Genomic DNA, 13,643 nt, shown 5'->3' with positions numbered 1-13,643 from the left:
GGTCTCAATTGAGATCGCCTTTTTGTGAACAGACACAATATTTTAACGGTTGTAGTATTCAACAACTAATGAAGTATCGATATCTGCATTTAATTCATCTGGTTGTGGGTATCTAGTTAATGAACCTTCAAGCTTATCAGCATCAAATGATACGTAAGCAGGACGGCTAACAACTGACTCAACAGCTTCTTTGATGATTCCCATATCTTTATCCTTTTCACGAACGCCGATTACTTGGCCGGGCTTAACTTCGTAAGAAGGGATGTCAACACGCTTGCCATCAACAGTGATGTGACCATGGTTTACTAACTGTCTAGCTTGTCTTCTAGTAGTAGCTAAACCTAAACGGTAAACCATGTTATCTAAACGGCTTTCAAGCATAATTTCAAAGTTGTCACCATGCTTACCTTCACGAATCTTACCAGAGCGGTTAAACAATGAGTAAAATTGACGTTCAGTTAAACCGTACATGTAACGTAACTTTTGCTTTTCACGTAATTGAACACCATATTCTGAGAGCTTTTGGCGACGACCTTGGCCGTGAACACCGGGAGCATATGGGCGACGTTGTAATTCCTTACCAGTACCTGATAAAGAAACTCCAAGACGACGAGAAATTCTCCAACTTGGACCTGTATATCTTGACATAAATGAATCCTCCAATAAAATATTTGGAGTAAAATAACGATGTGCGCTTAGTATTCGTGCATATTCCTCTGAATTTTCGCCTCAGCAGCCAATGGGTTACTAATTAAACTATAAGTAGCAAGAACATGTTGACGAGCTTACCGCGTACTGCTGCATTATTTTACACAAGCCTAATTATATGAAACTAAAGCATAAAAGTCAATGTAACATTAGAATTTGTGATGGTAAAAATTGGGAATGCTACCATACGTTTTGCCCATTTATGATATAATTATTTTAATAACAAGGAAAAGAATTTATACATAATTAATTTGTTGAAGGACGGATATTTAATGGTTAACGTCATTATTGGAATTTTAGTTGTAGTAGCTGTGATTTATTTTGCAGTTGTCATGTATCAACATCATTTATTAAAGATTGCAGAAGGAATCGAGGGCCGCGTTAAGCGGTTGAATGATCTGAATCTGCAGAATGAAATTAACAAGGTAAAGGATATTGGTCTAACGGGAGATTCACTGAGTAGTGTTAATAGTGCTCAGGCTGATTTTAATAATGTTACTAACAGTTTAATTCCAGCCATCAAGCAGAATGTTGAAGCTGTGAAAAGTGATTCAAAAGGAGTTAATTTTGTTAAAACCCGTGATGAATGTTCTGAAGCTGAACAATCCGTCAATACGGCTGAAGATGATGTGAAGGTCATTCGTCAATTTTTAGCCAAAATGAATCAGTTAAATTCTGAACATAAAAAGGCCATTACTGATCTGGAGGCACGTTATAAAGATTTAAGGAAAAAGTTATTGACTAAAAATGCTTCCTTTGGTCCAGCTATTGATGCCTTAGAAAATCAATTATCGACCATCGAAGGGACGTTTGATGATTTTTCTAGTCTTTCTAAAAATGGGGATCATGAAAAGGCCGATAAGATATTGGGGGATTTAAATAAATCAACTGACCAACTTGAGTTAGACGTTAAAAAGATCCCTCATATCTTTGCTACTAATAACGTTGAATTCAAAAATCAGATTGAAGAAATTAGTTCAACCCATGCCAAGATGAATGCAAGTGGCTATGAATTTGCAGATGATGAATTTGATGTTTCACTCGAAGAATTAAGAAGTGCGGTTTCGGATAATCTGAAAAACATTGCCCATTTGGATCTAAAATTAGCGGAAGATTCGGATAATGAGATTGAAACTAAAATTGATCGGCTTTATGACTTAATGGAAAAGCAGTTAGTCGCTAAGAAAAAGGTTGATAAGAATTTCAAAATCACTGGTGAATACATTCAGCATGCCAAAAAACAGAATCAGATTTTAATTTCAGAGTTAGATCGACTAAGTCATAACTATTCGTTAGAACATGGTGAGATTGACAATGCGAATGCTCTTGGCAAACAAATTGATGAAATTGAGGATACGTATAAAAAAGATCGCGATGCCATCAATAATAAGGAAGCCATTTATACTCGTATTCTGGAGCACATCACCAGTAGTGATAGTCAACTCAATGAAATTGAAAAGAAACAGCGCTTAATTAATGATTCCGTGGCCGACTTTAAGGATGAAGAGCAAAAGGCTCATCAAGTTCTAGATGATCTGGACTTAGAACTTCATGGTATTCAGCGTAAGATTGATGAATTGAATTTACCGGGAATTTCCCAGGACTATGTTGATTATTTTGGAATTGTTGCTGATGAAATTAAAGATTTGAACCGGACCATGGATAAAGTTAAGATCAGTATGGATGATGTGCAAAAACAGCTTAGTGTCATTAAATCAGATCGGGATACCCTCGAAGAAAAAACTGATGATTTAATTGATAGTTCGTCTCTAGCAGAGCAGGTCATGCAGTACGCTAACCGTTACCGCAATTCAAATCCAGAGATTAGTAGTGCTCTTTCTAAAGCTAAACATCTTTTTGATGATGAATATAAGTACCCTGAAAGTCTAGAGACAATTGCAACGGCAATTGATAAGGCTAATCCGGGATCATATAAAAGAATTGAAAATGCCTATTATAAAAATAAACAGGATTCACAAAACCAAAAATAATAAAAAACAAGTTGAATTGAAATTATATAATTCAGCTTGTTTTTATTATGATGTAATGCTGGTATAATGAAATTTGTTGTAATTTGAACGAATTAAAAATAAGAGGAGATGCCATAATGATTTACTTTGATAATAGTGCGACGACTAAAGTGGATAGTAAAGTTCTGGACACTTATAATCAGGTAAGTGAAAAAATATGGGGAAATCCTTCCAGTCTTCATAACTTTGGTCAACAATCCTTTAATCTATTGAGTCAGTCACGGAACCAAATTGCTAAACTTTTAGGAGTGGAACCCAATGAAATTTATTTCACCAGTGGTGGAACCGAAGGTGATAATTGGGTTATCAAAGGAACTGCTAAGGAAAAACATCAATTTGGAAAACACATCATTACTAGTTCGGTTGAACATGCAGCTGTTAAGAATTCGATGCACGCGTTAGAGGATCTGGGGTTCGATGTTACCTACCTTCCCGTTGATAAAGAAGGACGAGTATCAGCTCAAGATTTAGAAAATGCGATTAGACCGGATACTATTCTAGTCTCCATTATGGCAGTGAATAACGAAATGGGAGCAGTTGAACCACTTGATGAGATTAGTGATGTTTTAAGAAAATATCCTAAGATTCACTTTCACGTTGACGCTGTTCAGGCCGTGGGAAAAGGTCTCCATGATCTCGTTTTTAATGATCGGGTTGATTTTGTCACTTTTTCAGGACACAAATTTCATGCTCCAAGAGGAATTGGACTAATTTATGGTAGAAATGGCCGAAAAATTGCTCCATTAATGGATGGTGGCGGTCAAGAACGCGGTCAAAGAAGTGGAACCGAAAATTTGCCAGCCATTGCTGGAATGGCTAAAGCTTTGAGAATCATTTCAGATCATGAGGCTGAAAGTGTCGCTAGCGAGCAAAAGATTCGAAAACAAATTTATGATCATATTACAAAATTTGATAAAGTTCATACTTTTTCTGGTTTATCCGATCATTTTGCTCCTCATATTTTATGTTTTGCAGTCGAGGGCGTTAAAGGTGAGACAATTGTACATGCGTTTGAAGAACATGGAATCTACATTTCAACCACCAGTGCATGTTCATCTAAGAAGGAGGAGACGGCTAGCACGTTAGATGCGATGGGCATCGATCCTAGTATTGCGCGAAGTGCAGTTCGAATCTCTTTAGGTGACAAAAATACATTAGAGGAAGCTAATCAATTTAACCAAGTGTTTGATCAGTTGTACGAAGAATTCAAAAAGTTAAGCTAATTAATAATAATTATTAAATAATAAAGGAGTGAGAACGTGAAATACAGCGAAATTATGGTCCGTTATGGTGAATTATCAACCAAAGGGAAAAATCGAAGGGTTTTCATTGGTCAATTAGGCCATAATGTTAGACAGGTCTTAAAGCAGTTTGACGGAGTCACGGTAGATGCCCAACGTGATCGAATGCACGTTAGCTTGCATGACCAGGATGCAGGACCAGTCATGGACACTTTGCAAAAGGTCTTTGGAATTGAAACCTTTTCGCCAGTCGTTAAATTAGAAAAAAATACTCCAATTGAGAAAATTCAAGAAACCGCTTTAGAAATGATTTCAAACCAATTTAAAAATGGCGAAACTTTCAAGATTTCCACGAATCGCCAAAACAAAGATTATCCATTAAATACTTATCAAATGAATGATGAAGTAGGTGGTTATGTTTTAGATCATTTAAAGGGAATTGAGGCTCAAATGAAGCATCCTGACATTAATTTACAAATTGATGTTCGAATGTCAGGAATTTATTTGTCTAGTCAGACTATTCAAGGCGCCCTTGGACTACCAGTTGGAACTGGTGGACGAGGGACAATGATGTTATCAGGTGGAATTGACTCACCAGTAGCTGCCTACATGGCAATGAAGCGTGGAGTTAAGTTAGATATGATTCACTTTTACAGTCCTCCATATACCAGCGAACAGGCGTTAGCCAAAGCCAAAGATTTAACTGCTAAGCTTTCTGCCTTAGGTGGAACCGTGGACTTTATTCAGGTTCCATTTGCTAAGATCCAAGAAGAGATTAAGGAAAAAGTTCCCGAGGGATACTTGATGACGGTTCAAAGACGAATGATGTTACGAATTGCTGCAGCAATTACCATTGCACGTCACTGCGATGGTGTGTTCACAGGAGAATCCTTAGGGCAAGTTGCCTCTCAGACGCTTGAAAGTATGCGTGCCATTAACGATGTCACCAACTTGCCAGTGCTTAGACCACTATTGTCTTTGGATAAAACTGAAATCATTAAGATTGCAGAGCAAATTGATACTTATGATTTATCAATTCTTCCTTATGAAGATTGCTGTACCATCTTTACTCCACCCGCACCCAAGACTAAGCCTAAAGTGGAAAAAGCTCGTGAGTTTGAACAAAATATTGATGTTGATGGATTAATGAAAGAAGCTCTCGATGGTATTAAGATTAGTAAAATCCATCCTGATGATGATTATCTAAACGCTAATGAAGATGTTTTTTCAGAATTACTTTAATGTGGTTGACGAAGCATCCTAAATTAAGTAGTATTTATTATGTTAAATGCATTGACCAAGAGTTTAATTGTTAGGGCACACAGAGAGTGAATGAAAGCTGAGAAATTCATGTGTTAAAACGATTAATGTTGCTTGTGAGCAGTTATGTTGAATTAATAAAGATGTAATCGGTACTAGCCGTTATCTAGTTAAGTTGGAATTAGTAATAATTCAATTTAGGTGGTACCGCGAGCATTCGTCCTATTCTGGACGGATGCTTTTATTTTATAATGAGGTGAAGAAATGGCAAAAGAAGTTGATATGTCAACGAAGTATGATCCCACTTCTGTTGAAGCAGGGATGTATAAAAAATGGCTTGATGAAGATGTTTTTAAACCCAATGGGAACCCAGAAGCAAAACCATATTCAATCGTTTTGCCTCCACCAAATGTTACTGGTAAGCTTCATCTAGGGCACGCTTGGAATACGACCCTCCAAGATATGCTGATCAGACAGAAACGGATGCAAGGATACGATACCGTATGGATTCCAGGCATGGATCATGCTGGAATTGCAACCCAAGCCAAAGTAGAGGCCATGTTAAATGAACAAGGAATCTCTCGTTATGATCTTGGTCGGGAGAAGTTTGTTGATAAGGTTTGGGAATGGAAGGATGATTTTGCTGATACCATTCATAAGCAGTGGGCTAAACTAGGATTATCACTTGACTACAGCCGTGAACGATTTACTTTAGATGATGGTTTGTCAAAAGCTGTTCGCAAGGTTTTTGTTGACCTATATAATCAAGGATTGATTTATCGTGGGGAATACATCATTAACTGGGATCCTAAGGCTCGCACTGCATTATCCGATATTGAAGTAATTCATAAGGATGATCAGGGGGCTTTCTACCACGTTAAGTATCCCTTTGCTGATGATACGAAGTTCAACGGGAAAGATTACATTGAAATTGCCACTACTCGACCTGAAACGATGATGGGTGATACCGCAGTTGCCGTTAATCCAAGCGATGAACGTTACAAGGATTTAGTTGGTAAGAAAGTAGTGGTTCCACTTGTAAACCGTACTATTCCAATTATTGCTGATCAATATGTCGATCCAGAATTTGGAACTGGAATGGTTAAAATTACACCCGCTCATGATCCTAACGATTTTAAGGTTGGAAATCGACATGATTTGAAGCGCATCAATACCATGAACGAAGACGCAACCATGAACGAAAATGCTGGTAAGTACGAAGGTATGGATCGTTTTGACGCTCGCAAAGCCATGGTAAAGGACTTAAAGGATCAGGGATTGATGATTAAGATTGATCCAATTGTCCATTCTGTTGGTCATTCTGAAAGGACGGGAGTTCAGGTTGAAGCTCGGCTTTCGACCCAGTGGTTTGTCAAAATGAAACCATTGGCTCAAAAAGCAATGGAAAATCAGAAGACCAAGGATTCCGTTAACTTTATTCCAGAACGATTTGAACATACGTTTATGCAATGGATGGAAAATGTTCATGATTGGGTCATTTCAAGACAACTATGGTGGGGACATCGAATTCCAGCTTGGTACAATAATCAAACTGGCAAAATTTATGTTGGTGAAAATGCTCCCAAGGATCCAGAAAATTGGACCCAAGATCCAGATGTACTCGATACATGGTTCTCATCAGCTTTGTGGCCGTTTACGACTCTTGGTTGGCCGGACACTGATTCTAAGGATTACCAACGGTATTTCCCAACGAATACCTTGGTTACTGGATACGACCTGGTTTTCTTTTGGATTTCTAGGATGATCTTTCAAAGTTTACATTTTACTGGTAAGCGTCCCTTTAAAAATGTTCTTCTTCACGGTTTAATCCGGGATGAACACGGGGTTAAGATGAGTAAATCGCTTGGAAATGGAATCGATCCGATGGATGTGATCGATCAGTATGGGGCTGACGCATTACGTTGGTGTCTTTCAACTGGAACAACTCCTGGCCAAGATATGAAGTTCAGTTACAGTAAAGTTGAGTCAGCTTGGAATTTTGTTAATAAAATTTGGAATGCTAGTCGCTACGTCATCATGAACCTCGGTGATATGAAACAGCCAAAATTGCCAGCACAATCTGAATGGAATTTGGCTGATCGTTGGATTCTTTCAAAACTGAATCATGTGGTAAACCACGTTACCGAGGAATACGATAAGTTTAACTTTGGTGAAGCTAACCGTTCTCTTTATGATTTCATTTGGAATGACTTCTGTGATTGGTACATTGAAATGAGTAAGGAAATTTTAACTGGTTCAGACGAAGTGGCTAAGGAAAATACTAGAAATATTTTGGCATACGTTCTTGATCAAATCTTGCGACTACTTCAACCAGTGATGCCATTTGTTACCGAAAAAATCTGGCTTTCAATGCCACATGTTGGAAAGTCTTTGGTAGTCGCTTATTATCCTGTAAATCATGATGAATTTAACGATTCACAGGCTGAATCCGATATGAATCATTTAATTGATGTTATTAAGGCGGTTAGAAATATCCGTTCTGAAGTTAATGCACCATTATCAAGCCCAGTGGATATCTTGGTTAAAACTGATGACCCAGAATTGAAAAAGGTTTTGAAAGATAATAGTGACTACATTGACCGATTTGGTCATCCCAATAAGTTAGAAATTGGGGCGGATATTAACATTCCTAAGTTGGCCATGACATCAGTGATTACGGATGCTGAGATCAGCATTCCGTTGGATGAACTAATTGATTTAAACGATGAAAAAACTCGTTTGCAAAAAGAAGTTCAAAAATTTGAAGCAGAAGTTCAACGGGCACAGAAAAAGCTGGCTAATAAAAAATTCGTTGAAAATGCTCCTGAAGCCGTTGTAAACGAACAAAAAGAGAAGCAGCAGGATAATGAAAATAAACTTAAAGCCGTTCAAATTCGCTTAAAAGACGTTGAGGATGCTCTAAATAAATAACATTAAAGCTCAGCTAACAAGCTGAGCTTTATTTTTGGAGATGTAAGACCATGATTACTAGTTATAAAGCCGCCTTGAATTATATTCACGGGCGGCCACGCATTAAAAAAGAACCTCCCACTAAACGAATGGAACATTTGATGGGGAAATTAAAGCATCCAGAAGCCAAATTAAAGTGTATTCATGTAGCAGGAACGAATGGGAAGGGTTCCTGTGTAGCTTACTTGAGTAACATGCTCCAAACTGCTGGGTTGACAGTAGGAACGTTTACCTCACCATTTATGATTAGGTTTAATGAACGAATTAGTGTTAATAATGTTCCCATTTCTGATGAAGCAATTCTCAAACTTGTTCAAAAAATCAAGCCAGTTGTTGATCAAATTGATCAGGCCACTCCATCTCTTGGACCGTCAGAATTCGAAATCATTTGTGCCATGATGTTTTTATATTTTCAAAGCCATCCGGTTGACATTGTCATTGTGGAAGCAGGAATTGGGGGAAGGTCTGATTCTACCAACGTGGTTCATTCTCGACTTTCAATTATCACTACCATTGGAATGGATCATATGAGGCTTTTAGGTGACACTGAAGAACAAATTGCTGATAATAAAGCTGGTATTATTCGACCCAATCGTCCATGTGTGATTGGAAAAATTAAAAAGGGACCACGTGAGGTAATTGAGAAGACGGCTCAGAAACTTCAAAGTCCGATCTTTAGAGAAGGGGAAGATTACCGTTTTATTCCTCAAGAGCAAAACCAATTTGATTTTATGAATTCCAAATTTAGGATCAAGAATCTTACGATGAAACAAATTGGAAGCTTTGAGATGGAAGACGCCGCCATTGCCATCGAAGCCTTCCTGATTTATGCTTTTAATTATTTAAACCAAGATCAAGGGAAACTCGTAAAGGCCGTCAGATTAGGAATTGCTCAAGCGCAATGGATTGGACGAATGGAATTAATTCAAACTAACCCTCCAATTATGATTGATGGAGCTCATAATGTTCCCGCCATTAAAAAACTGTTTTCGGCAATTCGAGCTCCCTATAGTCAATGGAAAGACCATCATCTTATCGTTATCATGGGAGTTTTTGCTGACAAACAATACCCAGAGATGTTTAAAATTGTGAATCAAATTCCTAATGCTGACATTATTTTGACCCGTTTTACTGCCAACGAAAACAGGGCCAGCGCTGATTTCACTGGTCTTGATGTTTCCGGCAGTGACCACGTCGCGTTCACTAGTAACTGGAAGTTGGCGTTAAAGCAAGCGATTGATCAAGAGTTGAAAAGTAAGAATGAGCAACGATTGATTTTAGTCACTGGTTCACTTTTATTTATTTCGGAAGTTCGGAAACTAATTAAAGAAAATGAAGAAAAACTTAAGTAACTAAATTTGGCTTTATATTCCTGACTGATGTAAATGCAGTATGATATACTAGTCTTATCAAAGTAATAACTTAAAATTTAAAACTTAAAAATTGAAGGGATGAATAAATTGTTCGGATTAGGTACGAAAAACATCGGAATCGATTTAGGAACCGCTAATACCATTGTATATGTTGATGGAAAGGGAATCGTTTTACGAGAACCATCTGTGGTTGCTAAAAATACCAAAACCGGTGAAGTTGTCGCTGTGGGACAGGAAGCGGAATCGATGATTGGCAGAACGCCAGCTAGTATCGAAGCCATTCGCCCAATGAAGGATGGGGTAATCGCTGATTATGATACTACGGTAGCCATGATGAAGTATTATATTGATAAAGCCCTTGGCAACCACGGGGCCAAACCATACGTAATGGTTTGTGTTCCTAGTGGAATTACAGCCGTTGAAAAACGCGCCGTAATTGATGCTACTCGTGTGGCAGGAGCCAAAGATGCTTATGTAATTGAGGAACCATTCGCTGCAGCTATTGGGGCGGGATTACCAGTGATGGATCCTACTGGTAGTATGGTAGTTGACATTGGTGGTGGAACTACTGATGTGGCAACCATTTCTCTTGGCGGAATTGTTTCGTCTCGTTCAGTTCGAATGGCTGGTGATAAACTTAATGAAGTGATCGTTACTTTCATTAGAAAAAATTATAACGTTTTAATTGGTGAGCCCACCGCTGAACATCTTAAGTGTTCAATCGGTTCTGCCTCAATTGGCGCTGCCAAAGATATGAGTGATGAAACCGTTCGTGGAAGAGACCTTCTGACTGGGTTACCAAAATCAGTTGAAGTCACTGCTGAAGATGTTGCTTCTGCGATGCATGAAGATATTCTTGAAATTATTACCACAATTAAAGAAACCTTGGAAGAAACATCACCCGAAATCTCGGCTGATGTGATTGATCATGGAATTGTGTTAACTGGTGGTGGTGCATTACTTAAGAATCTCCCCGAAGTAGTCTCAGATGCCACTCAAGTTCCTGTAACCATTGCTAAGGATCCGATGGATTGTGTTGCTATTGGTACAGGTGAATCACTTAAGAGTATTGAAGTAATGAATAAAAAATAAACTGGATAAGCGGGGATTTAATTCCCGCTTATTTATTTTAAGCACGCACGGAGGATTATTATGCACAAGTTTTTTTCAAGTCGAAAGCTAGTAATCATTGTCGTTTGCTTAATTATTGGCTTAGGTTTGATTAGTGGGTCAGTGGCAGTTAGAAAAAACCGTGCTACTCCTCCATTGATTCAGCAGGTAGGAAATGACGTTGTTGGATTTGGTGATCGAATTGTTAGCATCCCTGCGAATGGTGTTGGTTCACTCTTTGGTGCAACTGGTAATTTATTAAACACTTATCAGGAGAACAATCATTTAAAGGGTCAAGTTGAACAATTAGCTCAAACTCAAGTTAAAAATCAAGCACTTGAAAATGAAAATACAAAATTAAGACAACAGTTGGATATTAAGGGAACTCCCACGGACTACAAATCAATTAATGCTAGTGTAATTACTAGAACGCCATCTTCTTGGTTGAACCAATTGATCATTAATAAGGGATCAGCTTCTGGAGTTCAAAAGAACATGTCTGTAATCGTTAATTCAGGATTAGTAGGTCGAGTTGCTGAAGTCAACAAAACCAATAGTAAAGTTGAATTAATCACAGATAAAGGTGATAACGCTAGTCGTTTCTCTGTTCAAGTTCAGGGACAAAAGAAAGTTGTTAATGGTCTCATTGATGGCTATAATCGTGATACTAACGAGTTGGTAATGGGAAGTGTCACTAATCAGGATAAAATCAAGACGGGGACGAAAGTCATGACAAATGGTCTTGGTGGTGTCACTCCTAAAGGACTTTTTGTAGGAAAAGTGGCCGGAACCAAGCAGAATAGTGATGGCATTTCTGAAAAAGTTAACATTAAGCCAGCTGCAAATATGGATGATATTGAGGCGGTGACCGTAATTGGCAAGAAGGATTAGAAGAGGGCGTACGATGCGTCGCCCATCCCGTTTGAAATTCTTATTTCCAATTGGATTGGTAATTGCATTCCTACTAGAGGGGTCAATCTCTAAACTTTTTTCACCAGTACTTTTTGAAAAATTTTCGATGGTACCATACCTAACTTTAATGTGGTTAGTGATGGCAACGCTTTTTGCGCGCCACGAAAAACTTCATATTGGATGGTGGGCCTTAGGAATTGGAATCGTCTACGATGTTTATTACGTTGGAATCGTTGGAATCTTTATGTTTGCCTTTCCACTGGTGGTTTATATTAATCGCATTGTTTTTAAGTTTGTTCGTGAAAACCTGGTAACTTCATCCCTAATTTATATGGGGGATGTTTTAGTGGTATTTATCTTGAGTTACTTGGGTGATCGAATTGCCCACATTGCGTCTCTTAGTGGAACTCAGCTATTGATTTACACCTTGGGGCCAACGTTAGTATTGAATCTGATCCTGTTTGTCATTCTTTATTTCCCAATCAGGGCACTTTTCAATTATTTTAGTTAAACTAGGAGCATTGATTGTATGGAGAACGTAGTTTTAAAGGGTACTCAGAATGGTTATGAGATTAATATTTCTGATACCAGTAATTTTGATAGTGACATTAATGAGTTTAAGAATTTAATGGAACAACTGAGTAGTGGTAAGGAACTAGGAAACACTAAACAATTTTCCTTTGATGTCTTTACCGGGAATCGCATCTTAACCGGAGCCCAAAAGCAAGAGTTAAGGGAGATCGTTTCCAAGTATCCACAAATGAGTATTAGACGTTTTATGGCCGATGTAGTTACAACTTCAGAGGCCTATCGCATTCGTGATTTAAATAAGGTTTCAGTAATTGGGAAAACCATCAGGAATGGCGAAGAAGTCATGGCTAAAGGTGACGTGCTATTCTGTGGGGCAATACATGAAGGTGGGAAGTTACTTGCTGGTGGTAACGTTTATAACTTAGGGTATGTTAAAGGAATCGTTCATGCTGGATTCCCTAATGATGAAGAAGCCCTTGTGATCGGAAACTTAAATGATGCTCAACAAGTTCGGATTGGTGAACAGTTTGATATTGTGAGTGATAATAAAGATAGAATGTCTGAAAATAGCCGTACCGTAATTTACATTAATGACCTACATACTATCGAGTATGGCAATTTAGATGAGATTAAAAACATTAGTCCAAAGTTTTATAATCGAATAGGAGGAACTGAATAATGGGAAAAGCAATCGTTATTACCTCTGGAAAGGGTGGAGTTGGTAAAACAACGACTTCTGCTAACATCGGGACTGCTTTAGCCTTGATGGGTAAGCGTGTCTGCCTAATGGATTTGGATATCGGCCTAAGAAACCTTGACGTTGTTCTTGGCTTGGATAATCGAATTATGTATGATATTGTCGATGTCGCAAATGGTCGAGTTCCGCTTCAGAAAGCCCTAGTAAAAGACAAACGGTTTGATGATAATTTATACTTATTACCTGCTGCACAAAATACAGATAAAACAGCTCTAAAAGAGGATCAAGTTAAGGAAATTGTTGATGAGTTAAAACCACAATTTGACTTCGTGTTGATTGATTGTCCGGCTGGAATTGAACAAGGATTTTTGAATTCAGTGGCTGGTGCTGATAGTGCCATTGTGGTTACTACTCCTGAAATCTCGGCTGTTCGTGATGCTGACCGCATTGTGGGCTTATTAGGGAAGCATCCCTTAAAAGAGACACCCAGTTTGATCATTAATCGAGTTCGTCCTAGCATGATGGATGATGGTGATGTAATGGATGTTGATGAAATTACTCATCATTTAGGAATTAGTTTACTTGGGGTTGTAGTTGATGATGATAAGGTCATTACTACATCCAACCACGGTGAACCAGTCGTTTTAGATACGGATGATCCTGCTTCAACAGCGTACCGAAATATTGCGCGTCGTTTGTTAGGTGAAACCGTTCCTTTGATGAAGATCAAACCACAGAAACAAGGATTCTGGTCAAAATTTAAGCATGTGTTTACAAAGAATTAGTTGTACTAATTGATAAAGTTCTCTTA

The 13,643-nt window shown here is 38.2% G+C and carries 11 protein-coding genes and 1 other annotated feature; of the genes, 10 read left to right on the top strand and 1 reads right to left on the bottom strand.

What is annotated here, in order from left to right:
• Window positions 1-42: 42 nt before the first annotated feature.
• Window positions 43-648, bottom strand: coding sequence for a 30S ribosomal protein S4 (gene rpsD / locus LfDm3_RS04010; RefSeq protein ID WP_039144319.1), 606 nt, complete (start codon window positions 646-648; stop codon window positions 43-45).
• 332 nt (window positions 649-980) lie between these two features.
• Here rpsD and ezrA point away from each other — a divergent pair, with 332 nt between their 5' ends.
• The 10 genes from ezrA (at window position 981) to minD (ending at window position 13,617) form a co-directional block, all read left to right on the top strand.
• Window positions 981-2,699 (top strand): septation ring formation regulator EzrA, encoded by a 1,719-nt coding sequence (ezrA, locus tag LfDm3_RS04005; RefSeq protein ID WP_039144317.1) that lies wholly within the window; start codon window positions 981-983, stop codon window positions 2,697-2,699.
• Between the two features lie 116 nt (window positions 2,700-2,815).
• Window positions 2,816-3,961 carry a cysteine desulfurase family protein gene (locus LfDm3_RS04000; RefSeq protein ID WP_039144315.1) on the top strand — a complete coding sequence of 382 codons (1,146 nt, stop codon included), beginning with the start codon at window positions 2,816-2,818 and terminating at the stop codon, window positions 3,959-3,961.
• 36 nt (window positions 3,962-3,997) lie between these two features.
• Complete coding sequence (thiI, locus tag LfDm3_RS03995) at window positions 3,998-5,221, top strand: tRNA uracil 4-sulfurtransferase ThiI (protein WP_039144314.1); 1,224 nt, start codon at window positions 3,998-4,000, stop codon at window positions 5,219-5,221.
• Between the two features lie 42 nt (window positions 5,222-5,263).
• Window positions 5,264-5,467: a binding site (T-box leader), on the top strand.
• A gap of 36 nt (window positions 5,468-5,503) precedes the next feature.
• Window positions 5,504-8,170, top strand: coding sequence for a valine--tRNA ligase (locus LfDm3_RS03990; protein WP_039144312.1), 2,667 nt, complete (start codon window positions 5,504-5,506; stop codon window positions 8,168-8,170).
• 128 nt (window positions 8,171-8,298) lie between these two features.
• Entirely contained in the window at window positions 8,299-9,561 is a 1,263-nt protein-coding gene (locus tag LfDm3_RS03985) for a bifunctional folylpolyglutamate synthase/dihydrofolate synthase (protein WP_191978921.1), read from the top strand.
• 99 nt (window positions 9,562-9,660) lie between these two features.
• Window positions 9,661-10,674 (top strand): rod shape-determining protein, encoded by a 1,014-nt coding sequence (locus LfDm3_RS03980; protein WP_082019965.1) that lies wholly within the window; start codon window positions 9,661-9,663, stop codon window positions 10,672-10,674.
• 60 nt (window positions 10,675-10,734) lie between these two features.
• A complete protein-coding gene (gene mreC / locus LfDm3_RS03975) occupies window positions 10,735-11,583 on the top strand; it encodes a rod shape-determining protein MreC (protein ID WP_039144306.1) in 849 nt (282 codons plus the stop codon).
• Window positions 11,567-12,115 (top strand): rod shape-determining protein MreD, encoded by a 549-nt coding sequence (gene mreD / locus LfDm3_RS03970; RefSeq protein WP_156112353.1) that lies wholly within the window; start codon window positions 11,567-11,569, stop codon window positions 12,113-12,115. Before mreC ends, mreD begins: the two co-directional genes overlap by 17 nt.
• Window positions 12,116-12,133: 18 nt before the next feature.
• Window positions 12,134-12,814, top strand: coding sequence for a septum site-determining protein MinC (locus LfDm3_RS03965; protein ID WP_039144303.1), 681 nt, complete (start codon window positions 12,134-12,136; stop codon window positions 12,812-12,814).
• The gene (minD, locus tag LfDm3_RS03960) at window positions 12,814-13,617 is read left to right on the top strand and encodes a septum site-determining protein MinD (RefSeq protein WP_010021987.1); all 804 of its coding nucleotides are present in this window, start codon (window positions 12,814-12,816) and stop codon (window positions 13,615-13,617) included. Before LfDm3_RS03965 ends, minD begins: the two co-directional genes overlap by 1 nt.
• Window positions 13,618-13,643: the final 26 nt, after the last annotated feature.

Source organism: Fructilactobacillus fructivorans (assembly GCF_000814735.1).
Classification (GTDB): domain Bacteria; phylum Bacillota; class Bacilli; order Lactobacillales; family Lactobacillaceae; genus Fructilactobacillus; species Fructilactobacillus fructivorans.
Note: the sequence above shows the minus strand (reverse complement) of the source record. Positions and strands in the feature narration are given on the sequence as shown.

Excerpts from the sequence above, each read along its gene's own strand:
- LfDm3_RS03985 (WP_191978921.1), top strand. The coding sequence starts at position 8,299 with ATGGAACATTTGATGGGGAAATTAAAGCATCCAGAAGCCAAATTAAAG.
- LfDm3_RS03965 (WP_039144303.1), top strand. The coding sequence starts at position 12,134 with ATGGAGAACGTAGTTTTAAAGGGTACTCAGAATGGTTATGAGATTAAT.
- LfDm3_RS04000 (WP_039144315.1), top strand. The coding sequence starts at position 2,816 with ATGATTTACTTTGATAATAGTGCGACGACTAAAGTGGATAGTAAAGTT.
- minD (WP_010021987.1), top strand. The coding sequence starts at position 12,814 with ATGGGAAAAGCAATCGTTATTACCTCTGGAAAGGGTGGAGTTGGTAAA.
- LfDm3_RS03980 (WP_082019965.1), top strand. The coding sequence starts at position 9,661 with ATGAATAAATTGTTCGGATTAGGTACGAAAAACATCGGAATCGATTTA.
- ezrA (WP_039144317.1), top strand. The coding sequence starts at position 981 with ATGGTTAACGTCATTATTGGAATTTTAGTTGTAGTAGCTGTGATTTAT.
- LfDm3_RS03990 (WP_039144312.1), top strand. The coding sequence starts at position 5,504 with ATGGCAAAAGAAGTTGATATGTCAACGAAGTATGATCCCACTTCTGTT.
- rpsD (WP_039144319.1), bottom strand. The coding sequence starts at position 648 with ATGTCAAGATATACAGGTCCAAGTTGGAGAATTTCTCGTCGTCTTGGA.
- mreC (WP_039144306.1), top strand. The coding sequence starts at position 10,735 with ATGCACAAGTTTTTTTCAAGTCGAAAGCTAGTAATCATTGTCGTTTGC.